This is a genomic window from Aquabacterium soli (assembly GCF_003933735.1).
Lineage (GTDB): Bacteria > Pseudomonadota > Gammaproteobacteria > Burkholderiales > Burkholderiaceae_C > Aquabacterium > Aquabacterium soli.
The window spans coordinates 319,555-344,424 of the sequence record NZ_RSED01000001.1 but is presented as its reverse complement, the minus strand read 5'-3'; the positions used below and the strand labels follow the sequence as shown (position 1 = coordinate 344,424).

The following is a 24,870-nucleotide window of genomic DNA, read 5'->3' as shown; positions in this document are numbered from 1 at the left end:
CCTCCGCGCATCAACGGTCGCTTCGCGCCCTGCCCCCGCTGCGCGGTGGCCTGCCGGTTTTGGGGAAACAGCCAGTTCATGCGCGGCCTCCGCGCATCAACTGCCTGTTTTCGATGTCGACGCGAAGACAGATCGCCAGCGCCACGCAGTTGAGCAAGATGCCCGAGCCGCCATAGCTCATCAAGGGCAGTGTCAGGCCCTTGGTGGGCAGCACGCCCAGGTTCACGCCCATGTTGATGAAGGCCTGGCCGCCCATCCACACGCCAACGCCCTGGGCCACCAGGCCCGAGAAGACGCGGTCGAGCGCGATGGCCTGGCGGCCGATGTGGAACAGGCGGCGCACCAGCCAGAAGAAGGCGAAGATCACGATGGCCACGCCGACGAAGCCCAGTTCTTCGCCGATCACGGCCAGCAGGAAGTCGGTGTGGGCCTCAGGCAGGTAGTGCAGCTTTTCCAGGCTGGAGCCCAGGCCTTCGCCGAAGATCTCGCCGCGCCCGAACGCGATCAGCGAGTGCGTGAGCTGGTAGGCCTTGCCCAGCGCGTTCTTCTCGTCCCAAGGATCGAGGTAGGCGAAGATGCGCTCGCGCCGCCAGGGGCTGAGCGACACCATCAGAACGAAGGCGCCGACCAGCACCGCCGTGATCAGGAAGAACATGCGGCCGTTGACGCCGCCCAGGAAGAGGATGGCCATCGCGATGGCAGCGATCACCATGAAGGCGCCCATGTCGGGCTCGGCCAGCAGCAGCAGGCCCACCACGCCCACGGCCACCGCCATCGGAGCCACGGCACGGAAGAAGTGCTCCTTCACGTCCATTTTGCGCACCATGTAGTCGGCGGCATAGAGCGTGATGGCCAGCTTGGCGAGTTCAGAAGGCTGGAAGTTCATCACGCCCAGTGGCAGCCAGCGGCGCGCGCCGTTCACGCCCTTGCCCACATGCGGGATCAGCACCAGCATCAGCAGCACCAGGGAGGCCACGAACAGCCAGGGGGCGACACGCTCCCAGACCGACAGCGGGATCTGCACCACGATGCAGGCGGTGGCCAGCGACAACGACAGCGAGAACAGGTGGCGGCTGAAGAAATGCGAGGCCGCGTAGTTGGCGAACTTGGGGCTGTCGGGCAAGGCGATCGAGGCCGAGTACACCATCACCAGGCCCAGCAGCAGCAGGGCCATCACAACCCACACCATGCCCTGGTCGAAGCCCATCACGCGGGTGGGCTGGCTGGACACGCTGACCCAGTCGCGCACGGGCAGGCTGCCACCCTCACCGCGTTGCAGGAGGCGGTTCTTCAGCCGTGCAAACAGGCCGGGGGTCGGCTCAAGGCTGGTCGTGTCGGTCATACCACCTCCCCCCGATCGGCCGCGATCTCGCGCACGGTGTCGATGAAGACCTCGGCGCGGTGCGCGTAGTTGCGGAACATGTCCAGGCTGGCGCAGGCCGGGCTGAGCAGCACGGCATCACCGGCGCGGGCCTGTTCGAAGGACCAGCGCGTGGCCTGCTCCAGCGTGTCGTGGCGCTGCACGGGCAGCGGCTCGCCCAGCGCGTCGATCAGGCCGTCGCCTTGAGACAAGGCCTGTTCAATGGCCTCGGCATCTCGGCCGATCAAGGCCACGGCCCGTGCGAAGCGGCCCACCGGCGCGGCCAGCGGCGCGAAATCCTGGCCCTTGCCGTCGCCGCCCAGGATCACCACCAGCTTGCCGCCCGACAGGTCGGCGCCCAGGCCCAGCAATGCGGCCACGGTGGCGCCCACGTTGGTGCCCTTGCTGTCGTCGATCGCGTCGACGCCGGCGACATTGGCCACCACCTCGACGCGGTGCGGCTCGCCGCGGTATTCACGCAGGCCGTGCAGCATCGGCGCCAGCGGCAGGCCGATGGCCGTGGTCAGTGCCAGCGCGGCCAGGGCGTTCGAGGCGTTGTGGCGCCCGCGGATGCGCAGCGCGTCGGCCGGCATCAGGCGCTGCAGGATGATCTCCTCATCCGGATCGCCCTTCTTGCGCTTGATGGTGGGATCGACCTCGCGGGCACGCACCAGCCAGGCCATGCCGCCCTCGTTGACCAAGCCGAAATCGCCCGGTTGGCGCGGCGCGTCCAGACCGAAACGCACGACATCGCGGTGCACCACGCGGGCCGGACGGCCTTTGACGCCGGATTTGATCACTTCGGGCGGCGGCACCATGGCGTCCACTGCCGGGTCGTCGCGGTTGATCACCATCACACCCTGCTTGCCGAAGATGCGGGCCTTGGCGCCTGCGTAGCCGGCCATGGTGCCGTGCCAGTCCAGGTGGTCCTGCGTGATGTTGAGCACGGTGGCGGCACTGGGCTCGAAGTTGCTGACGCCGTCGAGCTGGAAGCTGGAGAGCTCGAGCACCCAGACCTCGGGCAGCACCTGGAACACGGGCTCGGCCGGCGGCGGCGGGGCCAGTTGCACCAAGGGCGCATCGGCATCATCGGGCAGAGACGCCGTGGCGTCTGCGTCGGTGGATTCAGGGGTGGCGGCCAGCACAGGCGCATCCTGGCCTTCATCGGCTGCAGCCGATTCAGCGGCCAGTTCTTCCCCGTCGGCCAGGTCGATGGCCACGGTGGCGGCATCGCCTTGAGCCGCCTGGTCTTGGGCAGGCAAGGCCGGCGCCTCGGCGCCTTCGGGCAATGCTGGCGGCACGGCCTCTTCAGGCTCTGGCGTCACCTCGGGCTCGGCGTCGAGCGCCTGGGCCAGCGTGTCCAGCAAGGTGGGGCCGATGTTGCCCGCCAGGCCCACCCGCTTGCCGGCGCGCTCGACCAGCTTGGCCGTGAGCGAGGTGGTCGTGGTCTTGCCATTGGTGCCGGTGATCGCCAGCACCTTCGGGGCATAGCCGCGTTCGTCCTTCAGATCGGCCAGGGCCGAGGCGAACAGCGAGAGCTCGCCGCGCACCGGGATGCCCAGCTCGTCGGCACGGGCCAGCAACACGGACACCTCGGGCGCGTTGGGCGCCAGGCCCGGGCTCTTGAGCACCAGTTGTACGCCGTCCAGCAGGGCCGCGTCCAGCCCATGGTGCAGCGTGGCGCCCGGCACCTCGGCAGCCAGGGTGGCCGCCTGGGGTGGGTTCGCACGCGTGTCCGCCACGCGCACCAGCGCGCCGCACCGGTTGCACCAGCGCGCCATGGCCAGGCCCGAGTCTCCCAGACCCAGGATCAGCACGGTGAGCTCACGCAGGTAAAGCATCTTGGTGGAGGTGTGAATCGACAGCGATCAACGCAGTTTCAGGGTGGACAAGCCGGCCAGGCACAGCAGCATGGTGATGATCCAGAAGCGGACCACGACCTGCGTCTCTTTCCAGCCGGATTTCTCGAAGTGGTGGTGCAGCGGCGCCATCAGCAGGATGCGCCGGCCCTCGCCGTACTTCTTCTTGGTGTACTTGAAGTAGCTGACCTGGATCATCACGGACAGGGCTTCGAGCACGAACACACCGCCCATCACGGCCAGCACGATCTCCTGGCGCACGATGACGGCGATGGTGCCCAGGGCACCGCCCAGCGCCAGCGCGCCCACATCGCCCATGAAGACCTGCGCCGGGTAGGCGTTGAACCACAGGAAGGCCAGCCCCGCGCCGGCCATCGCCGCGCAGAACACCATCAACTCGCCCGCGCCCGGGATGTGCGGCAGCAGCAGGTACTTGGCGTACACGGCGTTGCCGGTCACGTAGCAGAAGATGCCCAGGGCCGAGCCCACCATCACGACCGGCATGATGGCCAGGCCGTCGAGGCCGTCCGTCAGGTTCACGGCGTTGCTGGTGCCCACGATCACGACGTAGGTCAGCACCATGAAGCCCCAGACACCCAGCGGGTAGCTGATGGTCTTGAAGAAGGGCACGATCAGGTCGGCCTTGGGCGGCAGGTCATTCGAGAAGCCCGAAGCCACCCAGCGGAAGAACAGCTCGATCACGCGCAGGTTGTCGGTCTCGGACACGCTGAAGGCCAGGTAGATGGCGGCCACCAGGCCGATGACCGACTGCCAGAAGTACTTCTCGCGCGAGGGCATGCCCTCCGGGTTCTTGTGCACCACCTTGCGCCAGTCATCGGCCCAGCCCACGGCGCCGAAGCCCGTGGTCACGATCATCACGATCCACACGAAGCGGTTGCCCCAGTCGAACCACAGCAGGGTCGACAGGCCGATGGCCAGCAGGATCAGGGCGCCGCCCATGGTGGGCGTGCCGCGCTTGGACAGGTGATCCTGGATGCCGTATTCACGGATGGGCTGGCCGATCTTGAGTTCGGTGAGCCGGCGGATCAGCCAGGGGCCCAGGGCCAGGCCGATCAGCAGCGCGGTCATGGCCGCCATCACCGAGCGGAAGGTCAGGTACTGGAAGACGCGCAGGAAGCCCCATTCGGGGTTCATGTCCTGCAGCCACAGGGCCAGGCTAAGCAGCATGCTCACCTCCGGCCAGGCTGGCGACGACGGTTTCCATCTTCATGAAGCGCGATCCTTTGACCAAGATGGCGGCCGCGTCCGGCACGCCCCCTGGTTCGTTATGAGGGGTGTGGTTCTGGGCAGGGGTCGATGCCTGCAAGGCCGCCACGATGTCGGCGGCCGATTCGAAATGACGTGCACCCGCACCGTAGGCCTGTGCGGCATGGCGGCACAGCAGGCCGGCCGTCCACAGGTGTTCGATGCCCTTGGCGCGGGCATGGGTGCCGACTTCTTCGTGGAAGGCGGGCCCCTGGTTGCCGACCTCGCCCATGTCACCCAGCACCAGCCAGTGCGGTCCGGGCAGCGCGGCCAGCATGTCGATGGCGGCGCGCACAGAGTCGGGGTTGGCGTTGTAGCTGTCGTCGATCAAGGTGACGGTGCGACCTGCACGCTGGATGCTGCGCAACGCCGAGCGGCCCTTGACGGGCACGAAGCCGGACAGGCCCTGAGCGACGGCCTGCAGCGGGGCACCCGCGGCCAGCGCCGCTGCGGTGGAGGCCAAGGCATTGCGCACGTTGTGCTCACCGGCCATGTGCAGCCGCACCTCGGCAGCGCCAGCCGGCGTGGACAGCTGGATCAGCCAGTGCGGTCCCTGGCCATCGGTGGGCGCGTCGACCCAGGTGCTGGCGCAGGTCACGGCCGCATCGCCCTGCAATGCGAAATCGATCACGCGGCGGCCGGTGGAGAGCTCGCGCCAGATCGGCGTGTGCTCGGCATCGTCAGCGGGGAACACGGCGATGCCGTCACGCGGCAGCGAGGCCAGCACGCTGCCGTTCTCGCGCGCCACGGCCTCGACCGTGTGCATGAACTCCTGGTGCTCGCGCTGTGCGTTGTTGACCAGCGCCACGGTGGGCGCGGCCAAGGCGGCCAGCTGTTCGATCTCGCCGGGGTGGTTCATGCCCAGCTCGACGACGGCGCACTGGTGCTGGTCTTCGCGCAGGCGCAGCAGGGTCAGCGGCACGCCGATGTCGTTGTTGAAGTTGCCTTGCGTGGCCAAGGCGCCGTCGGGGCGGCCCTCCAGCGTGGTCCAGGCGCGCAGGATGCTGGCCACCATCTGCGTGACGGTGGTCTTGCCGTTGCTGCCGGTCACCGCCACCAGGGGGATGTCGAATCGGGCGCGCCAGCCGGAGGCCAGCCAGCCCAGGGCCGCACGCGTATCGGGCACGACCAGGCCGGGCAGCCCCGACGTGTCGATGCCGCGCTGCACCAGCACGGCGGCGGCGCCCGATTGCGCGGCCTGGGGCAGGAAATCGTGCGCATCGAAGCGCTCGCCGCGCAAGGCCACGAACAGGTCACCGGCCTGCAGGCTGCGGGTGTCGCTGTGCACGCGGGCGATCGGCGTGGCCGGATCGCCCACCAGCACCGAGCCGGGCAGCAACTGGTGGGCCAGGCCCAGGGTCATCATCATCACCGGGGTGCCTGTCATGCAGCCCTCCGTGCGCGCAGGGCGCTCAGCGATTCGTCCACATCGGAGAACGGTGTCTTGGCGCCGGCCACGTCCTGCGTGGTCTCGTGGCCCTTGCCAGCGATCAGCACCACATCGCGCGGGTCGGCACGGGTGATGGCGTGGACGATGGCTTCGCGGCGGTTCTCGATCACGGCCACAGGCTCGCTGCGCACCACGCCGGCCAGGATCTGGCACAGGATGTAGCCGGGCGCCTCGTTGCGGGGGTTGTCGCTGGTGAGCACGATCTCGTCGGCGTACTGGTCGGCCATGGCGCCCATCAGCGGGCGCTTGATCGGATCACGGTTGCCACCGCAGCCGAACACGCACCACAGGCGGCCGCCGCGTGCACTGGCCAGCGGACGCAGGGCCGTCAGGGCCTTGAGCAAGGCATCAGGGGTGTGGGCGTAGTCGACCACGGCCAGCGGCAAGGCCAGCGCATCGGTGTCGGGCAGCTGCACCTGCTGCATGCGGCCAGGCACGGCGCTCAGGCCGGCGCAGGCGTTCACGGCATCGGCCAGCGTCACGCCGAGGGCGCGCAGGGCACCAATCACGGCCAGCAGGTTGGACACGTTGAAATCACCCACCAGCGAGGCCTGCAGATCGGCCTGGTCCAGCACGCGGGCCAGCGATTCATCACGCTCGACGATGCGGGCGCGCAGGCCATCGGCCTGGGTGACCACGTCCTGGGCGGACAAGCGGGCCGGCTCGCGCACGGCGGTGGTCCACAGCTGCAGCCCGCGCTGGCGGCACAGCGGCACCAGCTCGTCGCCCTGCGGATCGTCCACATTGACCACGGCAGCCTGCAGGCCATCCCATTCGAACAGGGCCTGCTTGGCGCGCCAGTAGGCGTCCATGGTCTGGTGGTAATCCAGGTGGTCCTGCGTGAAGTTGGTGAACTGCGCGACACGGATGCGCGTGGCGTCCAGGCGGCGCTCTTCGATGCCGATGGACGAGGCCTCGATGGCCGCGGCCACCAAACCTTCATCCACGAAGTGGCGGAAGGTGGCGTGCAACGTGACGGGATCGGGCGTGGTCAGACCTGTGGAGACGAAATCGCCCGAGCCGGGCTGGCCGACGCCCAGCGTGCCGATCACGCCGCAGGGGCGGCCCAGCGCGCTGAGCGCCTGCGCTGTCCACCAAGAGGTCGAGGTCTTGCCGTTGGTGCCGGTCACGGCCACCACATCGAGCCGTTCGCTGGGGTGATCGTAGAAGGCGTGGGCGATCTCGGCCAGGCGGGCCTTGAGGCCGGGCACCGCCGCGACGCGGGCATCGGTGAACGCGAAGGCGTCGGCGCCCTCGGCCTCGACCAGGCAGGCACGCGCGCCTTCTTGCAGGGCCTGGGGCACGAAAGCCCGGCCATCACGGGCCGCGCCCGGCCAGGCGATGAAGCCTGGCGCCTGGCCTTGGGCCACGCGAGGGGCGATCTCGCGGCTGTCGACCGTCAACTGGCGCACGCCTTGCGCGGCCAGCCAGGCCAGGATCGAGGACACGTCGTTCAACGGGGTGGTCAGGGCGCTCATCAGAAGCTCTCCTCCACGGCCGGCTGGGCGACGATGTGCGTCTGCACGTCCAGATCGGGCACGACGCCCAGACGAGGCAGGGTGTTCTGCACGATCTGGCTGAACACAGGCCCGGCGACCGCACCGCCAAAGTACTTGCCATTGGCGGGCTCGTCCACCATCACCGCCACCACGATGCGGGGCTTGCCGATGGGCGCAATGCCCACGAACCACGATCGGTACTTGTTGCTGGCGTAGCCCTTGCCTTCCTGCTTGTGCGCCGTGCCGCTCTTGCCGCCCACGCTGTAGCCCACGGTCTGCGCCAGTGGCGAGGTGCCGCCATTGCCCGCGGCCATGCGCAGCATCTCGCGCATCTCGCGCGCGGTTTCAGGCGAGAGCACGCGCGTGCCCTTGGTGGGCACCAGGCCGCCAGAGAGCTCGGCCGAGCGTGCGGCCACGGCTTGCGACCAGCCCATGCCGCCTGCGTTGCCCATGCCATTGGACGTGTGCACCGAAGGCTCGTCCTTGGCCGGGGTGTCGCGCTTCATGAGCGTCACCGGGATCAGCTCGCCGTCGCGCGCGAACACGGTGTAGGCATGCGCCAGCTGGAACAGGCTGGCCGACAGGCCATAGCCGTAGCTCATCGTGGCCTGCTCGATCGGGCGCCAGCTCTTGTAGGGACGCAGGCGCCCCGTGACCGCCCCGGGGAAGCCGATCTGCGGCTTCTGGCCCATGCCCACCGAGGTGTAGAGCTCCCACATCTCGCGCGGCTGCATCTCCATCGCCATCTTGACCGTGCCCACGTTGCTGGACTTCTGGATCACCTCGGACACGGTGAGCACGCCGTGCGGATGCGAATCGCTGATGGTGGAGCCGGCGATGGTGAGGCGGCCCGGCGCGGTCTGGATCGGGGTGTCGGGCTTGACGCGGCCGGTTTCCAGCGCCCAGGACACCACGAAGGGCTTCATGGTGGAGCCCGGCTCGAAGGTGTCGGTGAGTGCGCGGTTGCGCAGCTGTGCGCCGGTCAGGTTGCGGCGGTTGCCAGGCGAGTAGCTGGGGAAGTTGGCCAGCGCCAGCACCTCGCCGGTGAGCGTGTCGATCACAACCACGCTGCCGGCCTTGGCCTTGTTCTCTGCCACGGCATCGCGGATGCGCTGGTAGGCGTTGGCCTGGATCTTGGCGTCGATGGACAGGCGGATCTCGCGGCCGTCGGCGGCGGGCACCAGGTCACCCACGTTCTCGACAACGCGGCCCAGGCGGTCCTTGATGACATGGCGCTGGCCGTCGCGGCCGGACAGATCGCGGTCATAGGCCAGCTCGATGCCTTCCTGGCCCTTGTCCTCGACGTTGGTGAAGCCCACCACGTGCGCGGCAGCCTCGCCTTCCGGGTATTGGCGGCGCGATTCCTTGATCTCGTGCACGCCCTTCATCTTGAGCGCGGCCACCTGCTGGGCCACGCCCTCATCCACCTGGCGGCGCAGCCACACGAAGTTGTTGCTGCCGGCCAGGCGCTTCTTGAGCTCGGGCGCGCTCATGTCCAGCAGGCGCGCCAGCTTGCGCAGCTCCTGCGGGGAAGCGTCCATGTCCTTGGGGATGGCCCACAGCGACGGCGCAGGCACGCTGGAGGCCAGCAACTCGCCATTGCGGTCGAGGATGCGGCCACGGCTGGCGGGCAGCTCGATGCGGCGCTCGTAGCGGTTGGCGCCCTGCTGCTGGTAGAACTCGGTGTGGATGATCTGGATCCACGCGGCGCGGCCGATCAGCACCGCGAAGGCCAGGCCAATGGCACCCGTGAGGAACTTGATGCGCCACGGCGGCGTCTTGGAGGCCAGCAGCGGACTGGTGGCATAGCGCACCGCGGGCATGGCGGTGCCGCCCTGCTTGCGCGAGCCACGGCCATTGGACTTGGCGCCGCCCTGGCCGTTCTTCTTGAACATGTCGGACCAGCCGCTCACCGGACACCTCCCGTGGCAGCGGCAGGCGCAGCCCCAGAGGCAGCCGCCGCGGCCGAATCACTCACGTAGTGCGTGACACCCGGCGTGGCGTTGAACATGCGCAGCTTCTGGCGCACCATGTCTTCGACCACCAGCGGCGTGGCGGCGGTGCGGCGCTCGATCTTCAGGCGCTCGAAATCGACCTGCAGCTCCTGCTCGCGCACCTGGGCGCGCTCGAGCTGCATGAACAGGCCGCGGGCCTCGTTGCTGGAGCGGATCAGCCAGAAGCAGCTGAGCAGCAGCACGATGGCCAGGGCGATGTTCAGGCGCGTGATCACCGGCGGCCTCCCTTGCGCTTGCCGCGCGGCGCGTCGTCGGCACGCGGGGGCACCCAGGGCACATCGGTGCGCTCGGCCACGCGCAGCACCGCCGAGCGGGCGCGCGGGTTGGCGGCGATCTCAGCTTCGGATGGCTTGATGCGGGCAATGGCCCGCAGCGGCAGCGGCTTGGGCTCGGCGAAGGGCACGCGGCGATCGACCACCTCACGGCTGTGGGTGGCGATGAAGGTCTTGACGATGCGGTCTTCCAGCGAGTGGAAGCTGATCACGGCCAGGCGGCCACCCGGCGCCAGCGCGCTCAAGGATGCCTCCAGAGCGGCTTGAAGCTCGTCGAGCTCGCCGTTGACGTGAATCCGAAGGGCCTGAAAGGTGCGGGTGGCTGGGTTTTGCCCGGCCTCCCGGGTCTTGACCGCACCAGCCACGACGTTGGACAGCTCGCCCGTGGTCCGCACAGGCTGTCCGGATTCGCGGCGAGCCACAAGCGCCTTTGCAATCGGCCGAGCAAACCGTTCTTCGCCATATGTGTGGATGACGTGGCTGAGTTCATCGACGGTGGCGCGGGCCAGGTAGTCGGCCGCGCTCTCCCCCTGGGTGGTGTCCATGCGCATGTCCAGCGGCGCATCGAAGCGGAAGCTGAACCCGCGCTGCGGGTTGTCGATCTGCGGCGAGGACACGCCGATGTCCATCAGCAGACCCTGCACCGGCGCCAGGCCCAGTTGCGAGACCACATCGGCCCACGACGAGAAGGCTGCGTGCTCGATGCGAAAGCGTGGATCCGTGATCGCCTGCGGGCCCTGTGTGGCGTGGACGATGGCGTCCGGGTCGCGGTCCAGCGCCAGCAGGGTGGCATCGGCCGGCAACTGCGACAGGATCAGGCGCGAGTGCCCGCCCCGCCCGAAGGTGGCGTCCACATAGACGCCGCCAGGCACCGGACCGGCCTCGGCATCCCACAACGCCCCGGCGGCCTCGTGCAGCAAGACGGTGGTGTGCTGCCAAGGTGTGTGCTCCCCTTGCATGCGGCTAGAAGGTGAAGTCCTGGAGGGCTTCAGGCATGGGCTGCGCCATGACCTGGGCCTCGTGAGCGGCATAGCGCTCGGCATCCCACAGCTCGAAGTGGCTGCCCATGCCCAGCAGCATGACGTCCTTGCCCAGGCCGGCGGCGGTGCGCAGCTCAGGAGAGATCAGCACGCGCGAGGCGCCGTCTATCTCGACATCCTGGGCATTGCCCATGAAGACGCGCTTCCAGCCCGCAGCCGACATGGGCAGCGCGGCAACCTTGTCACGGAAGGTTTCCCAGGCGGGACGGGGGAAGACCATCAGGCAACCCTCCGGGTGCTTGGTGATGGTGATCTGGCCTTCGCACAGGGCTTGCAGGGCGTCACGATGGCGCGCAGGGACGGCCATCCGCCCCTTCGCGTCCAGCGCCAACGCTGATGCCCCTTGAAAGACCAAGCTCACACAAAACTCCACTAAAGTGCACTTTCCAACACTTTAAACCATGGGCACCCCCGAAACAAGTGGAAAAGACAAAAAAATCTGAATGAAATCAAAGACTTACACGCACTTTCAAACGTGCCCACAAAGAAAAAGTTGTTCAAAATGAAGCACTTGCAATCTGGTGTGCAAGTGAATGTTGAGAAGGATGCCCCCATTGGGGGGATCCCGGACAGGGCTCTGAGGCGCTTTCTGGGAATGGAAGCTAAACGGGGAGGTTCACCCGAAGGCGCAGGCCGGCCGCCACGGGATAAGCGGGACGCTTGAGCGCTTGGCCGTCTGACCACAGCCACCCCAACGCAGGCGTTTGAAGCAGCGTCAACCGACGCACGTCAGGGAGGCACGGCGGCAAGCACATGCCCCTCTACCAGATGTTCTGGCCTGCTGCGCCTGATCGATCCCAGGCGCAGCAATCCTACGCAGTCACGAGAACGAGGCCTCTCCCGAGGCTCGTTCAGGACCGCTTCCTGCGCTCAGAAGTCGATCGCGGCCGAGAGCATCAGCGTGCGTGGCGCCCCGACGGTGGCGTAACCGGTGGCGGTCACCCAGTAATCCTTGTCGGTGACATTCTCGAGGTTGGCACGCAGCACGACGGCCCTGCTGTCCCACGAGGTCTTGTAGCGGGCACCAACGTCCATCCGCGTCCAGGACGGCATGCGCAACCTGTTGGCCGCGTCGTACCACATCGACGAGGTGTTGATTACGCGGCCGTTGAGGCTCAGGCCCTGCACCCAGGGGGTGTCCCAGTCGAGACCGAAGTTGAAGGTGCTGTCCGGCACGCCCGGCGCATCATTGCCCTGGTTCGTACCACCCTGCGTCTTGGTGAGCTTGGCCTCATTGAAGGAGGCACTGGCCATCAGACGGAGACCGCGCTGCACTTCACCATAGGCCGTCAGCTCCAGGCCGCGGTTGCGCTGCTCGCCACCGAAGCTGTAGATGTTGGTGACGGGGTCGGTCATCGAGGTCGGGCGGGTGATCTGGTACAGCGCGACCTGCGTCAGCACACGGCCCCAGTCGGCCTTGACGCCCACTTCGTACTGCTTCGACTTCTGCGGTGCGAACACCTGGCCGCGGTTGGCCGTGGAGGCGCCGGCGATGCCGCCTGCCTGCAGGCCTGCGGTGTAGTTGCCGTACACGGAAACGTTGTTCATCGGCTTGAACACCAGGCCGACGAGCGGCGTGATGGCGCTTTCGTCGTATGCGGTGGAGCCGTTCACGCTCTTCTGGTTGACCGTCTGGTTGCGGGCACCCAGCGACACCAGCACGCTGTCGCTCAGCAGCGAGATCGTGTCGACCAATGCCAGGCTGGACAGCTCGAGTTCAGCGGTCTTGGCTGGCGTGCCGCGAGCAAAGGTGATGGTCGGCAGCGGCGAGGGGTTGTAGATGTTGGAGGAAGCCGGGCTGCCCGCCGGGGTCAACTGGTAGAAATAGCCGGTTTCACGCTGCAACTGGTTCACGGCCAGCACCACCGTGTGCCCAATGTCGCCGGTCTTGAAGCGCGTGCGCACCCCTGCATCGGCAGAGGTGGTCTGGTTGTATTCGTCGTAGTAGCCGTTGCGGACGGTGAAGTTGCCAGCGGAGTTGATGCGCTGCACCGCGGTCGGGAAGCTCTGGTCGCTGGTGTTGTCGGTGTAGCCGATGCCGCCGTACACGGTCGTGCTGTCGTTGACGTCGTAGTCCACGCGCGTCATCGCCATCTTGGTCCGGTCGGTCAAGTTCGCCCCGGGGTAGAAGCTCTGGCGGTTGTCAGGTACCGCAGGCAGTTGCGTGATGCCGGCCAGGAAGGCGCTCTGCGGGCGGAATTCCCTGGTCGTGCCATCCACGTACAGCAGGTCGGCCGACCAGCGAAGGCGCTTGCCGGCGTAGTCCACCCCCACGGAGCCCAGGCTCACACGCTGGCGGCCATCATCCACGTTGCCTTCGCCGTTGCGCCACAGGCCGTTGACGCGCACGCCCCACTCGTTGTCTTCCCCGAAGCGGCGGCCGACATCCAGATGCATGCCGATTTGTTCCTGCCCCATGTAAGTGGCGGTCAGCCGGGTGAGAGGCACGTCCGTCCCGCGCTTGGTCACCACGTTGATGCCGCCGCCGATGCTGCCGCTGGGGCCCACACCATTCGTGAACGAGCCTGGGCCCTTGAGCACTTCGATGCGCTCGATCATTTCCAGAGGCATGCGGGTGTTGGGCGACAGGCCGATCAAACCGTTGACGGCAACGTCACGGGCGTTGATCGAGAAACCGCGGATCTGGTAGTCATCACCGTAACCACCCCGAGCCTGAAGAGTCCGGACAGACGCGTCGTTCATCACGACATCCGAAACGGTCAGGCCTTGCTGATTTTCGATCAGCTCCGAGGTGTAGTTGGTGGTGCTGAAAGGCACATCCAGCAGGTCGGTCCGGCCCAGGATGCCCAGGTCACCGCCGCGCGCCAGCTGGCCGCCGGAGTAGGTCTTCTGCAAGCCCCCGATGGCTGCGTCCGCCTGCGCCGTGACCTTGACGTCCTGCAGCTGCTTGGTCTGAGTCGCGGTCTGTGCTACTGCGCCAAACGCCGCGAAAGCGAAACTCGCACCCAACAGCGCATTCAGCCGTGTCAGGGGAAAACAGGAAGGGCCCGTAGAGTGGAAGGAGCGGGGAAATGTTTGCATGATGTCTTCAAAAGTGAGTCGGGAACAGCCATAAAACCAGCCGCCGAGATCACAAATGATACTGACTCTCATTTACAAAAAAGGACGCCCGCGCGGCGATTCATATCTTTCACACAACACTTCTCCTCCCCGTCGCCCGGACTGTCCCGCACCGCGGGCGGTCGATTTCACGGGCCGGAAGAGCGGCGCAGGCACCACAATGGATTGCATGGATCATCATGCCCCGCCCGCCATCCTCGCCAGGCCACCGAGCCTTCCGCGGCTGATCAGGACGTTGCTGCTGCTCACCCCTTTGCTGGGTGCATCGCCCTTTGCCGCCCATGGCGGCCCGATCACGGACCGCATGGCCGAGCGACGGGAAGCCCGGCAAAACGCGCTCACCGCTGCCCAGAGCCCGGCCCACAAGGATGTGGCCTATGGAAGTGACCCGTCGCAGACGCTGGATGTCTATGTTCCGACGACAGCCGTGCGAGGTGCTCCAGCGATCTTCATGGTCCACGGCGGGGCCTGGGCCATTGGCGACAAGGCCTCGTCGCAGGTCGTGCGCCACAAGGCGGCTCTCTGGTTGCCCAGAGGCCTGCTGTTCATCTCGGTGAACTACCGCATGCTGCCCAAGGCCGACCCACTGGAGCAGGCGCGTGACGTGGCCCGCGCGCTGGCCTTTGCGCAGCAACATGCCGCCTCATGGGGTGGCGATGCCGGTCGATTTGTGCTGATGGGCCATTCGGCCGGTGCCCACCTGGTGTCGCTGCTGGCGGCCAACCCCGACCTGGCCCGCGACGAGCAGGGTGCCAAACCCTGGCTGGGCACGGTATCACTCGACAGCGCGGCTTTCGATGTGCCCGCCATCATGAAGGCCCGGCATGCCAGGCTGTACGACCGCGCCTTCGGGCAGGACCCTGACTTCTGGGCGGCCAGCTCGCCACTGCACCAGCTCAAGCAGGCCCAGGCACCGCTGCTGGCCGTGTGCTCCAGCCGCCGCGACGATTCCTGCCCGCAGGCCCAAGGCTTTGCCGACAAGGCCAAAGCGCTGGGCATGCGCGTGACGGTGCTGCCGCAGGACCGCAGTCACGCCGAGATCAACAATGAACTGGGCAAGCCCGGCGCCTACACCGAGGCGGTGGAAGATTTCCTGCGCTCGCTGGACGAGCGCCTGGCCCAGGCGCTGAAACCGGCACGCTGACCCGCAGCGCACCGCAGCGATCAGACGGCCGGCGACAAGCTCAGCGCCGATTGCATGCCCGACAACAACTCCAGCGAACGCAGGCGCGCCTTCTGGTCGTGCAGGTGGGCCGTCACCATCAGCTCGTCGGGCCGGTAGGTGTCCAGGAAACGGCGCAGCCCCTGCAGCACAGTGGCCGGCGAGCCCACGAAGGCGTGGCGCAAGGCGCGGTCCACACCGGCTTTTTCTTCCGGGGTCCAGCGCCCATCCATCGTGTCGACAGGTGGCGGCACCTGGCCGGGCAGGCCACGCCGCAGGTTCAGGAACGACTGCTGCACCGAGGTGAAGGCATGGCGGGCCTGCTCATCGGTGTCGGCCACGACCACGTTCACGGTCAGCATCAGCCGGGATGTGGCATGCGCTGCCGAAGGCTGGAACCGGTGCCGGTAGATCTCGATGGCCGGATCCAGCTGTTCCGGCGCGAAATGCGAAGCGAACGCGTAGGGCAGGCCCAGCGCCGCCGCCAGTTGCGCGCCGTACAGGCTGGAGCCCAGGATCCACAGCGGCACACGCAGGCCACTGCCCGGGTAGGCGCGCAGGCGCTGGCCCGGCGCATCGGGCTCGAAAAAGCGTTGCAGCTCCTGCACGTCATCAGGAAAGCGCTCGGCCGCGGCCACCGGATCGCGCCGCATCGCGCGGGCCGTGAGCTGGTCGGCGCCGGGCGCGCGGCCCAGGCCCAGATCGATCCGGCCCGGGTAAAGCGACTCCAGCGTGCCGAACTGTTCGGCGATGGTCAGCGGTGAGTGGTTGGGCAGCATGATGCCGCCCGCCCCCACGCGGATGCGGGCCGTGCCACCGGCCACATGCCCGATCACCACCGAGGTGGCCGCGCTCGCGATGCCCGGCATGTTGTGGTGCTCGGCCAGCCAGAACCGGTCAAAGCCGCAGCGCTCGGCCTGGCGGGCCAGTTCCAGCGTGTGTTGAAGGGCCTGCGAGGCGGTGCTGCCCAGGGCGATGGGCGACAGGTCGAGGACGGAGAGAGGAACAGCGGACGACATGCCGCGCACTGTAGACAAGGCGGCGCCTGCTGGCTGGCGAGTGCAGGCAAAGCCCCGTTGGCGACACAGTTGCACACATGAGCGGCCCCGTCCGCATCTCCGCGCCGGCACAATCGCCCGCCACGCGCTACGATGGCGGCATGTTCGCGTTCGACAAGTTCCTGGCTGGGACCATTGCCGCCATCTGCCTCCTGCTGCTGGTGCGCCTGCTCGTGGGTGCACGGCGCCGCCAGCGGCTGGACCGCAGCGCCCTGGGCTTGTGGCACGGCCTGCGCCGGCGCGTGCTGGGCCTGGTGAACAGTCGCAAGCACCGCCGCTCGGCCGAACAAGCCGCCCAAGAGGCCATCCGGCGCGCCCGCGATGGCGTCGAGCGCAAGGGCAACGTCTACACGCCCAAGTCGTTCAACAAGCCGCGCAAGCCTCACTGACCGATGCGCCGCACACCCCTTCGCCCGATGACCTTGACGCGCGCCGCCGGCGCGGCTGCGTCGAGGCGGGCGTGGGCGCTCAAATCCAAAAAACAGCAGCTCGTCTGACCGGAGCGGCTGTGCCGTTCGCAGACGAGCGACGGCACGGCACCGCAGGCAAGGTGGGCTCCGCCCCCGTGAACGCGCAACACCCTGGCGATCCTTCGTTTTCGAACGGCCTTTCATCGGTCTTGTGTCGAAAGGAATCGCATCGTGCACATTTTCTCAGGCCTGTGGGCCCCCCTCATCACCCCCTTCGGCGCCGACGGCGCGCTGGACCTGGCCTCGCTGGACCGGCTGACCCGCCACCTGGTGCAGGCCGGCCTCGACGGCCTGGTGGTGTGCGGCACCACGGGCGAGCCCGCCACCCTGTCAACGGATGAAAAGGCCCTGGTGCTGGGCACCGTGCAGACCGCCGCGCCCCAACTGCCCCTGGTGATGGGCGTCACGGGCGTGGCCCCGGCAGCAGTGGCCAGCGAATGCCGCCAATGGGCCAGGCAGGGCGTGGCGGGCTTCCTGGTGCCGCCACCCGCCTATGTCCGCCCCTCGCAGCAAGGCATCGTCCACTTCTATGAACACGTGGCGGCCGAGGCCGGCAGACCCCTCATCGTCTACGACATCCCCTACCGAACCGGCGTGACGCTGGAGCTGGACACCTTGCGGGCCCTGGCCGACTTGCGCGGCGTGCAGGCCGTGAAGGACTGCGGCGGCGATGCTCACAAGACCCAGGCCCTGATCGCCGATGGCCGCCTGCAGATCCTGGCCGGCGAGGATCACCAGATCTTCGGCACGCTGTGCCAGGGCGGGGCCGGCGCGATCGCGGCCAGCGCGCACCTGCACACGGACCTGTTCGTCGCCCTGCACACCGCACTGCGCGAAGGGCACCTGCCCCAGGCACGGGCGCTGCACCATGCGCTGGCCCCCTTGGTGCGCACGCTGTTCAGCGAACCCAACCCGGGCCCGCTGAAGGCCGCGCTGGCGATGCAGGGGCTCATCGCAACGCCCACGGTGCGCCCACCCCTGACGCCTGCCCGCCCCACCACCGTGCAGGCCCTGACGCGGGCCATGGACGCAGCACGGCAGGCATCGGCCTAGGCCTCGCAGGGTGGTAAGCCGATCGGTTTTGTCCGAAAGACCGGATCACCACCCTGAAAGCCACCCCACAAACCAGTGGGCCATCAGCTAACGAGAATCATTCTCAAATATGATGCGGGGCTGGGCGCGATGGTGCGCCCCACCCGCTGTACCGCCCAGATGCTCGCCGCCCTTCAACTGACGCCTGCCGCACGCCACCGCTGGGTGGTCGCTTCACGCGCCCTCGCCGCCATCGTCGGCGGTTACGTCCTGGCCGCGCTCAGCGCCGCGGCGCTGGCCGTGTTCCTGCCCTTGTCCCGCGCCGACGCCACGCTCACGGGCACGATGCTGTCCTTCCTGGTCTACGCCTGCGCCGTGGTGTGGGTGTTCGCCGCACGCACCGCCACGCGGGCGTGGCTGGGCCTGCTGCTGCCGTCTGCAGCCCTGGGCATGGCCCTGTGGCTGCACCGGATCACGGGGGCCGCATGAAAGAAGGTTTCCGCCAGTCGATGGCCTGGCTGCACACCTGGTCGGGCCTGCTGGTCGGCTGGGTGCTGTTCGCGATGTTCGCCACCGGCACCTCGGCCTACTTCCGCGAAGACATCACGCTGTGGATGAAGCCCGAGTTGCACCAGGCACAGACACATGCCGTGGCACCGGCCGAAGTCGCCGAGCGTGCCGCCGCCCGCTTGCAGGCCGTGGGCGACAAGTCGCCCCGCTGGTTCATCTCGCTGCCAGATGCACAGGATCCGACCGCACGGATCACCTGGGCGCCGGCGCCCGCGCCAAAGGGCGACAAGGCGCCGAAGAACCAGCGCCGCCGCTTCGACTCCGAGACCATCGACCCCGCCACCGGCGAGCCCATGGCCAAGGCGCGCCAGACGCGCGGTGGTGATTTCCTCTACCGCTTCCACTTCGACCTGCACTACATGCCGGCCATCTGGGCGCGCTGGATCGTGGGCGTGTGCGCCATGTTCATGCTGGTGGCGATCATCAGCGGGATCATCACGCACCGCCGCATCTTCTCGGATTTCTTCACCTTCCGCCCCCGCAAGGGACAGCGCTCCTGGCTGGACGGGCACAACGCCACCGCGGTGCTGGCCCTGCCCTTCCACCTGATGATCACCTACACCGGGCTGGTCACGCTGATGTTCATGTACATGCCCTGGGGCACGCAGAGCGCCTACAAGGGCGATGAGAAGACCTTCTTCGCCGAGGTGTTCCCTTCGTCTGCCGGCGATGCCAAGCCCAGCGGCGAACGCGTGGCGCTGGCCCCGCTGGGACCGATGGTCGCGCAGGCCATGGCGCATTGGCAGGGCACCCCGCCGGGCCGCATCACCGTCAACCAGCCCAATGATGCCAACGCCACCGTCATCATGACCCGCCAAGGTGGCAGCACCGTATCGCACAAGCAGCCGGTGATGCGCTTCAATGGCGCCACGGGCGCGCTGCTGGGCACCAGCGGCGACGAGCTCTCCGGCGCCATGCAGACGCACGGCGTGCTGTATGGCCTGCACGTGGCCAGCTTCGCCACGCCCTTCATCCGTCCGCTGTTCTTCCTGTGCGGCCTGGCGGGTTGCGCCATGGTGGGCACCGGCCTGCTGCTGTGGGCGGTGAAAGAGCGGCAGAAGCACGCCAAGGCCCTGGCCAAGGGCGGCCGCGTGAGTTTCGGCCTGCGTCTGGTGGATGGCCTGAACATCGGCGCCGTGGCGGGTGTGCCGCTGGCGATCGCCGCGTACTTCTGGGCCAACCGCCTGCTGGCCGTGGACCTGCCCGATCGGCAGGCCGCCGAGATCGCCTGGTTCTTCAAGGCCTGGGGCTTCGTGGCTGTGCTGGGCCTGATCCGCCCGACCCGTGGCCTGTGGCAGGTGCTGCTGGTTCTCATCGGCCTGGCCTTCGGCCTGATCCCGGTGCTCAACGCCTTCACCACATCCACCCACCTGGGTGTGACCCTGCTGAACGGCCCCTGGCCCGTGGCCGCCTTCGACCTGACGGTGCTGGGCCTGGGCCTGCTCTTCCTGTTCTCGGCCTGGATGCTGCACAAGCACCAGCCCAAACCGAAGGCGAGCAAGGTGGCCGCGCAGCGCAAGGCCACCGCCGCCAAGACCGCAGCACCCGCACCCACCACGGTGGCCGCGCCACAGGCCGACAAGCCCGCCCCCTCTCGCGGCCAGCCCTTCCTGGATGGTGATGGCCTTGCGGAAGCGCAAGGATCCTGATGATGACGACTTCTGCCTGGCTGGCCATTGCCGCCATCGCGTTGGCCTACGCCGGTTTCGCCGCCCTGAGCCTGGCCATGGACCGCCACCACGCCGATGTTTTCGGGCGCGGCAAGGAGCCCTCCGCGCGTGCGCGCCAATGGCTGCGTGCCGGGGGCGCCCTGGGCCTGGCCTTGTCCCTGCTGGCCTGCGTGGAGCGGCAGGGCTGGAACATCGGCCCCATCCTGTGGTGCGGCGCGATGACGCTGGGCGCCCTGCTGTTGTCCGGCCTGCTGCTGCCCTATGCGCCGCGCTGGGCGCTGCGCCTGGCGGTGGTCAGTGCGCCACTGGGGCTGCTCAGCCTGATGCTGGGCCGCTGACGCAGCGCACCGCCGCCTCAGGCATCAGGCGAGTCACGCCACGCCGAGGGCGTCACACCCGTCCAGCGCCTAAAGGCCCGCGTGAAGGCGCTGAGTTCGGCAAAGCCCAGCAGGTAGGCGATCTCGCTCACGGAGTACACCCCGGCGCGCAGGTGAGCCAGCGCCAGCGCGTGGCGGGCCTGCTGCAGCACATCCCGGTAGCTGGTGCCTTGTTCGGCCAGGCGGCGCTGCAGGCTGCGCGTGCTCAAGCCCAGGTGCGCGGCCGCGTCCTCCTGGCGCGGCTCGCCCTGGGGCAGGCGGGCGCCGAACCATTCGCGCATGCGCAAGGGCAGGTCGTCGGCCTGCCCCTGCCGCCATTGCGACAGGTAGCGGCCCACCGCCTCTTCATTGATGCGGGCCAGCTCTTCGTTGGCATAGGCCAGCGGCCGCATCAGTACTGACTCATCCAGCCACAAGGCATTGTCCTGGCTGCCGTAGATGGGCACCACGCGCAAGACGCGCTCGTAGCGTTGATGGTCCTGAGGCCGGGGCCGCTGCAGGCGCAACTCCAGCAGCTGGAAATCCGGCCCATACAGGGCGCCGCAGGCGCGCAGGATCACCGACATGAAGGCATCCACCGGGCCCCAGGCGGCTTGCGCATCGGCCTCGGCCAGCACCCGCGCATCCCCGCTCACGCGCAGGCAGCCGGCACGTCCCACACGCTCGAAACTCAGCTCGCCCGCATCCGACACCACGCGGAAATAACGCGACAGCCGCGTGAACAGATCCGCCAGGTTCTGCGAGGCCAGCCCGGCATAGCCCAGGGCATGGAAGGTCATGGGCGTGATCTGGCGCGCCACGTCCAGCCCGAGCAGGGGCTCGCCGGTGGCCTCGATGGCACGCTGCCAGAACACCATGGTCTGGTGCACGGGGTAGCGCGCCAGCGGGTCCTTCAACAGGGACAGGTCCATTCCCGCCTCGAGCATCAAGGCCTGTGCGTCCACGCCCTTGCCCTCCACGGCACGCTTGACCGCCTGGACCCAGGTGGAGAGGGACGTGGCCCGGTGGGCGGGCAATGAGGATGGTTCGACGGAAGGCATCGCGCCAGATTGTCTCCGCTTGGCCGGACGGTGAAACGGCCGTCCCTGGTGAATGGGGTCAAGCCGCTGTCGCATTGGGGCAAGACCTGCGGCCCTCAAGCTCGACATGATGAGGCAAGCTCAACGCCATCCGATCACCATGTCACATCCAGCCAGCATCCACCGATCCCGCAGGGACCACGCCCAGGACAGCCCTGCGCCGAGCCCTCTCAGCGACATGCAGAAGGCCCAACGCATCCGCGCCGAGGTGGGCGCGGCAGGCGAGCGCATGCGCGCTCGCCATGCCTGGCTGCGTCACCAGGACGCGATCGGCCTGACCATCCAGCTGGGCGCCATCGCCGGCATGGGCCTGTGCGCCTGGGCCTACCTGGCGGGCTGGGCACCCTGGTGGGCGGTGGTGCTGCCCATCGCCATCTTCGCCTCGCTCACCCACGAGATCGAGCACGACCTGATCCACCAGCTCTACTTCAAGAACCGCCCCTGGGTGCAGGATGCATTGCTGTTGCTGGGCTGGTGCGCGCGCCCGTCCACGGTCAACCCGTGGATCCGGCGCCAGATGCACTTCCACCACCACAAGCACTCGGGCCAGGCCACCGACTACGAGGAGCGCGCCATCACCAACGGCCAGCCTTGGGGGCTCAAGCGCCTGCTGATGACCAGCGACACCATCCTGTCGTATGCGCTGCGCCGCCGTGAGATGCGCGGCATCATGAAGGCCTATGTGCTGGAAGTGGACAAGCCTGCCACGCGCAGCGCCTTTCACCGGGCCATGGCCGCCAAGCTGCTGAGCCTGGCCCCGCTGGGCATGGCCTTCTGGGGAGCCTGGCACCTGTTCCTGGGCTTTCACGCCATCGACATCGGCGCCCGCCTGCTGGGCTCGCCCATGGCCTGGAGCCCCGGCACGCTGGCCTTCATGGCCGCGCTGCAGGCCTGGGTGGTGTGCCTGATCCTGCCCAATGTGCTGCGCAACTTTGCCCTGCATTTCATCAGCTCGAACATGCATTACTTCGGTGATGTGGAACGCGGCAACTTGCTGCAGCAGTGCCAGGTGCTCAACCACCCGCTGTTCTGGCCGCTGCAGCTGCTGTGCTTCAACTTCGGCTCGACGCACGCCATTCACCACTTCGTGGTCGGCCAGCCCTTCTACCTGCGCCAGATGATCGCGGGCGAGGCGCACCAGAGCATGCGCCGCATGGGCGTGCCCTTCAATGACCTGGGCACGTTCAGGCGGGCCAATCGGCGCCTGGCGCCCCATGCACCCACCGTCTGAACAGCGTTCCTGCGTTGCTCTTGGGGCCGCATTCGCGGCCCTTTTTTTCATTCCCCCAGGCGCTTCGAAGGGCGCCATCACCCTGCGGCCCACGGCGGATCGCCACCCCTTCATGGTAACAATTCGCATTTAGAGTAAGCTTCCGCCCATGAAAACGCCGTCCACGCCATCCGCCGCCCTCACGCTCGACCTCCTGCCTGAACGCACGCAGGCCGTGATCCAGCGCGTGCGCGATGCCGATTCGGACCAAGCCGGCCTGCAGCGCCGCCTGCTCGAACTGGGCTTCGTGCCCGGCGAGCGCGTGCAGGTGCTGCGCCGCCCGCTGGCCGGCCGTGGCCCGCTGGCCGTGCGCGTGGGTGGCAGCACCTTCGCAATGCGCCCGCTTGAATCCTCCCTGATCGAAGTTCTCCCCGGCTGATTTCCGCCGTTTGCCCGCATGTCCACGCTGACCCAGGCCCCGGTGGCCTTGAAGTTCCCCACCCTGATCGCCTTGGTGGGCAACCCCAACTGCGGCAAGACCGCCCTGTTCAACCGCCTGACGGGCGCTCGCCAGAAGGTGGGCAACTACGCCGGCGTCACCGTCGAGCGCAAGGAAGGCTCGTTCATCAGCCCGGGCGGCCAGCCCTGGCGCGTGCTCGACCTGCCAGGCGCCTACAGCCTGCTGGCCGTCACGCCCGACGAGGCCGTCACGCGTGACGTGATCCTGGGCAACCAGGACCACGAGAAGGCGCCCCGCGCCCTGGTGTGCGTGGCCGATGCCTCCAACCTGCGCCTGCACCTGCGCATGGTGCTCGAGCTCAAGACGCTGGGCGTGCCCATGCTGCTGGTGCTCAACATGATCGACCAGGCCGAAGACCGCGGGCTGCGCATCGACGTGGACAGGCTGTCCAGGGAACTGCAGATTCCGGTGGTCACCTCGGTGGCCGTGCGCAGCGGTGGCACCGACGCTTTGCTCAAGGCCCTCGATGACTCTGGCTGGGGCCAGTTGCCCCGTGAAGGCAACAGCACTTCAGCCACCCAGGCCCACTCGGTCGCCGCCATCGAGGCGCTGTCGGTGCAGGACACCCACCAGCGCGTGCTCGAACTGCTGCGCATCTGCGTGAGCCACCCCGCCGGCACCGACGACGCCCCCGCGCACCCGCTCACGCAACGCATCGACCGCTTCGCGCTGCACCCGGTGTTCGGCCCGTTGATCCTGGCCGTGCTGATGTTCCTGGTGTTCCAGGCCGTGTTCAGCTGGGCCAGCGTGCCGATGGACATGATCGACGCCGGCACCAGCGCCCTGGGCGAGTTCGTCGGCAGCCACATGAACGAGGGCATGCTGCGCAGCCTGCTGGTCGATGGCGTGATCGCCGGCGCCGGCAGCGCGCTGATCTTCCTGCCGCAGATCATCATCCTGTTCGCCTTCATCCTGGCGCTGGAGGATTCGGGCTACCTGCCGCGCGCGGCCTTCCTGCTCGACCGCGTCATGGGCGGCGTGGGCCTGTCGGGCCGCGCCTTCATCCCGCTGCTGTCCAGCTTCGCCTGCGCCATCCCCGGCATCATGGCCACGCGCACCATGGGCCAGCCGCGCGACCGCCTGATCACCATCCTGATCGCGCCCTTGATGACCTGCTCGGCGCGCCTGCCCGTGTATGCGCTGCTGATCGGGGCCTTCATCCCCAACCAGACCGTGTGGGGCCTGTTCAACCTGCAGGGCATCGTGCTGTTCACGCTGTACATGGCGGGCATCGTGGCCGGACTGGTGGTTGCCTTCGTGCTCAAGCGCGTGATGGGGCAGACCGGCGATCAACCGCTGCTGATGGCCCTGCCCGACTACCACTGGCCGCACCTGCGCAACCTGGCGCTGGGCCTGTGGGAACGCGCCGCCATCTTCGTCAAGCGCGTCGGCACCATCATCCTGGCGCTGATGATCGTGCTGTGGTTCCTGTCCACCTTCCCTGGCCCGCCGCCGGGCGCCACGCAGCCCGCCATCGACTACAGCTACGCCGGCCAGCTCGGCAAGGCGCTGGAGGTGGTGCTCTCGCCCATCGGCTTCAACTGGCAGATCTGCATCGCGCTGGTACCCGGCATGGCCGCGCGCGAGGTGGCCGTGAGCGCCCTGGGCACCGTGTACGCCCTGTCGCAGACCGGCGAGGCGCTCGATGGCGCACTGACCACCGTGATCCAGCAATCGTGGTCTCTGGCAACGGCGCTGTCACTGCTGACCTGGTTCGTCTTCGCGCCACAGTGCCTGGCCACGCTCAGCGTGGTCAAGCGAGAAACCAATGGATGGAAGATCCCGGTGGTGATGACCATCTACCTGTTCGGCCTGGCCTATGCCTGCTCGTGGGTGGTCTACCGCCTGACCCTGCATTTCACGGGCTGACGCCCATTGAC

Annotated in this window: 21 protein-coding genes; 9 read left to right on the top strand and 12 right to left on the bottom strand. The window is 67.9% G+C overall.

Annotated elements, in window-relative coordinates; all coding sequences use genetic code 11:
- Positions 1 to 76 precede the first annotated feature (76 nt).
- From ftsW to EIP75_RS01345, 10 genes are all read right to left on the bottom strand, one after another.
- Positions 77 to 1,342: a putative lipid II flippase FtsW gene (gene ftsW / locus EIP75_RS01390; protein WP_125241409.1), complete on the bottom strand. Its 1,266-nt coding sequence runs from the start codon at positions 1,340 to 1,342 to the stop codon at positions 77 to 79.
- Positions 1,339 to 3,201 (bottom strand): UDP-N-acetylmuramoyl-L-alanine--D-glutamate ligase, encoded by a 1,863-nt coding sequence (murD, locus tag EIP75_RS01385; RefSeq protein ID WP_125241408.1) that lies wholly within the window; start codon positions 3,199 to 3,201, stop codon positions 1,339 to 1,341. Before murD ends, ftsW begins: the two co-directional genes overlap by 4 nt.
- Positions 3,202 to 3,228: 27 nt before the next feature.
- Positions 3,229 to 4,407 (bottom strand): phospho-N-acetylmuramoyl-pentapeptide-transferase, encoded by a 1,179-nt coding sequence (gene mraY, locus EIP75_RS01380; protein WP_125241407.1) that lies wholly within the window; start codon positions 4,405 to 4,407, stop codon positions 3,229 to 3,231.
- Positions 4,397 to 5,872 (bottom strand): UDP-N-acetylmuramoyl-tripeptide--D-alanyl-D-alanine ligase, encoded by a 1,476-nt coding sequence (locus EIP75_RS01375; protein ID WP_233584623.1) that lies wholly within the window; start codon positions 5,870 to 5,872, stop codon positions 4,397 to 4,399. The genes mraY and EIP75_RS01375 overlap by 11 nt, the downstream gene beginning before the upstream one ends.
- Complete coding sequence (locus EIP75_RS01370; RefSeq protein WP_125241406.1) at positions 5,869 to 7,413, bottom strand: UDP-N-acetylmuramoyl-L-alanyl-D-glutamate--2,6-diaminopimelate ligase; 1,545 nt, start codon at positions 7,411 to 7,413, stop codon at positions 5,869 to 5,871. Before EIP75_RS01370 ends, EIP75_RS01375 begins: the two co-directional genes overlap by 4 nt.
- Positions 7,413 to 9,257 (bottom strand): peptidoglycan D,D-transpeptidase FtsI family protein, encoded by a 1,845-nt coding sequence (locus tag EIP75_RS01365; protein ID WP_125241592.1) that lies wholly within the window; start codon positions 9,255 to 9,257, stop codon positions 7,413 to 7,415. Before EIP75_RS01365 ends, EIP75_RS01370 begins: the two co-directional genes overlap by 1 nt.
- 86 nt (positions 9,258 to 9,343) lie before the next feature.
- Positions 9,344 to 9,664 carry a cell division protein FtsL gene (gene ftsL, locus EIP75_RS01360; protein WP_158622705.1) on the bottom strand — a complete coding sequence of 107 codons (321 nt, stop codon included), beginning with the start codon at positions 9,662 to 9,664 and terminating at the stop codon, positions 9,344 to 9,346.
- Positions 9,661 to 10,680, bottom strand: coding sequence for a 16S rRNA (cytosine(1402)-N(4))-methyltransferase RsmH (gene rsmH, locus EIP75_RS01355; protein ID WP_125241404.1), 1,020 nt, complete (start codon positions 10,678 to 10,680; stop codon positions 9,661 to 9,663). Before rsmH ends, ftsL begins: the two co-directional genes overlap by 4 nt.
- 4 nt (positions 10,681 to 10,684) lie before the next feature.
- Positions 10,685 to 11,116, bottom strand: coding sequence for a division/cell wall cluster transcriptional repressor MraZ (mraZ, locus tag EIP75_RS01350; protein ID WP_125241591.1), 432 nt, complete (start codon positions 11,114 to 11,116; stop codon positions 10,685 to 10,687).
- 515 nt (positions 11,117 to 11,631) lie between these two features.
- Positions 11,632 to 13,731 carry a TonB-dependent receptor gene (locus tag EIP75_RS01345; RefSeq protein WP_233584622.1) on the bottom strand — a complete coding sequence of 700 codons (2,100 nt, stop codon included), beginning with the start codon at positions 13,729 to 13,731 and terminating at the stop codon, positions 11,632 to 11,634.
- Between the two features lie 280 nt (positions 13,732 to 14,011).
- Here EIP75_RS01345 and EIP75_RS01340 point away from each other — a divergent pair, with 280 nt between their 5' ends.
- Positions 14,012 to 14,986: an alpha/beta hydrolase gene (locus EIP75_RS01340; RefSeq protein WP_125241402.1), complete on the top strand. Its 975-nt coding sequence runs from the start codon at positions 14,012 to 14,014 to the stop codon at positions 14,984 to 14,986.
- Between the two features lie 20 nt (positions 14,987 to 15,006).
- On the opposite strand, the gene EIP75_RS01335 is transcribed toward EIP75_RS01340, so the two are convergent.
- The gene (locus EIP75_RS01335) at positions 15,007 to 16,023 is read right to left on the bottom strand and encodes an LLM class flavin-dependent oxidoreductase (RefSeq protein ID WP_125241401.1); all 1,017 of its coding nucleotides are present in this window, start codon (positions 16,021 to 16,023) and stop codon (positions 15,007 to 15,009) included.
- A 77-nt stretch (positions 16,024 to 16,100) separates the two neighbouring features.
- On the opposite strand from EIP75_RS01335, the gene EIP75_RS01330 reads away from it, so the two are divergent.
- The 5 genes from EIP75_RS01330 (at position 16,101) to EIP75_RS01310 (ending at position 20,142) form a co-directional block, all read left to right on the top strand.
- Positions 16,101 to 16,451, top strand: a complete 351-nt coding sequence (locus EIP75_RS01330) for a hypothetical protein (protein ID WP_125241400.1) — start codon at positions 16,101 to 16,103, stop codon at positions 16,449 to 16,451.
- 252 nt (positions 16,452 to 16,703) lie between these two features.
- Positions 16,704 to 17,585: a 4-hydroxy-tetrahydrodipicolinate synthase gene (dapA, locus tag EIP75_RS01325; protein ID WP_233584621.1), complete on the top strand. Its 882-nt coding sequence runs from the start codon at positions 16,704 to 16,706 to the stop codon at positions 17,583 to 17,585.
- Positions 17,586 to 17,714: 129 nt separating this feature from the next.
- Entirely contained in the window at positions 17,715 to 18,053 is a 339-nt protein-coding gene (locus EIP75_RS01320) for a DUF3649 domain-containing protein (RefSeq protein ID WP_420797133.1), read from the top strand.
- Entirely contained in the window at positions 18,050 to 19,783 is a 1,734-nt protein-coding gene (locus EIP75_RS01315) for a PepSY-associated TM helix domain-containing protein (RefSeq protein WP_125241398.1), read from the top strand. Before EIP75_RS01320 ends, EIP75_RS01315 begins: the two co-directional genes overlap by 4 nt.
- A complete protein-coding gene (locus EIP75_RS01310; protein WP_233584620.1) occupies positions 19,783 to 20,142 on the top strand; it encodes a DUF3325 domain-containing protein in 360 nt (119 codons plus the stop codon). Before EIP75_RS01315 ends, EIP75_RS01310 begins: the two co-directional genes overlap by 1 nt.
- 17 nt (positions 20,143 to 20,159) lie before the next feature.
- Here the strand turns inward: EIP75_RS01310 and EIP75_RS01305 are convergent, their stop codons facing one another.
- Entirely contained in the window at positions 20,160 to 21,221 is a 1,062-nt protein-coding gene (locus tag EIP75_RS01305) for an AraC family transcriptional regulator (protein WP_158622704.1), read from the bottom strand.
- A 139-nt stretch (positions 21,222 to 21,360) separates the two neighbouring features.
- On the opposite strand from EIP75_RS01305, the gene EIP75_RS01300 reads away from it, so the two are divergent.
- The 3 genes from EIP75_RS01300 to feoB all read left to right on the top strand — a co-directional run bounded on the left by EIP75_RS01300 (position 21,361) and on the right by feoB (position 24,859).
- Positions 21,361 to 22,491 carry a fatty acid desaturase gene (locus tag EIP75_RS01300; protein ID WP_125241396.1) on the top strand — a complete coding sequence of 377 codons (1,131 nt, stop codon included), beginning with the start codon at positions 21,361 to 21,363 and terminating at the stop codon, positions 22,489 to 22,491.
- 148 nt (positions 22,492 to 22,639) lie between these two features.
- Positions 22,640 to 22,909: a FeoA family protein gene (locus tag EIP75_RS01295; RefSeq protein ID WP_125241395.1), complete on the top strand. Its 270-nt coding sequence runs from the start codon at positions 22,640 to 22,642 to the stop codon at positions 22,907 to 22,909.
- An 18-nt stretch (positions 22,910 to 22,927) separates the two neighbouring features.
- Positions 22,928 to 24,859, top strand: coding sequence for a ferrous iron transport protein B (gene feoB, locus EIP75_RS01290; RefSeq protein WP_125241394.1), 1,932 nt, complete (start codon positions 22,928 to 22,930; stop codon positions 24,857 to 24,859).
- Positions 24,860 to 24,870 lie beyond the last annotated feature (11 nt).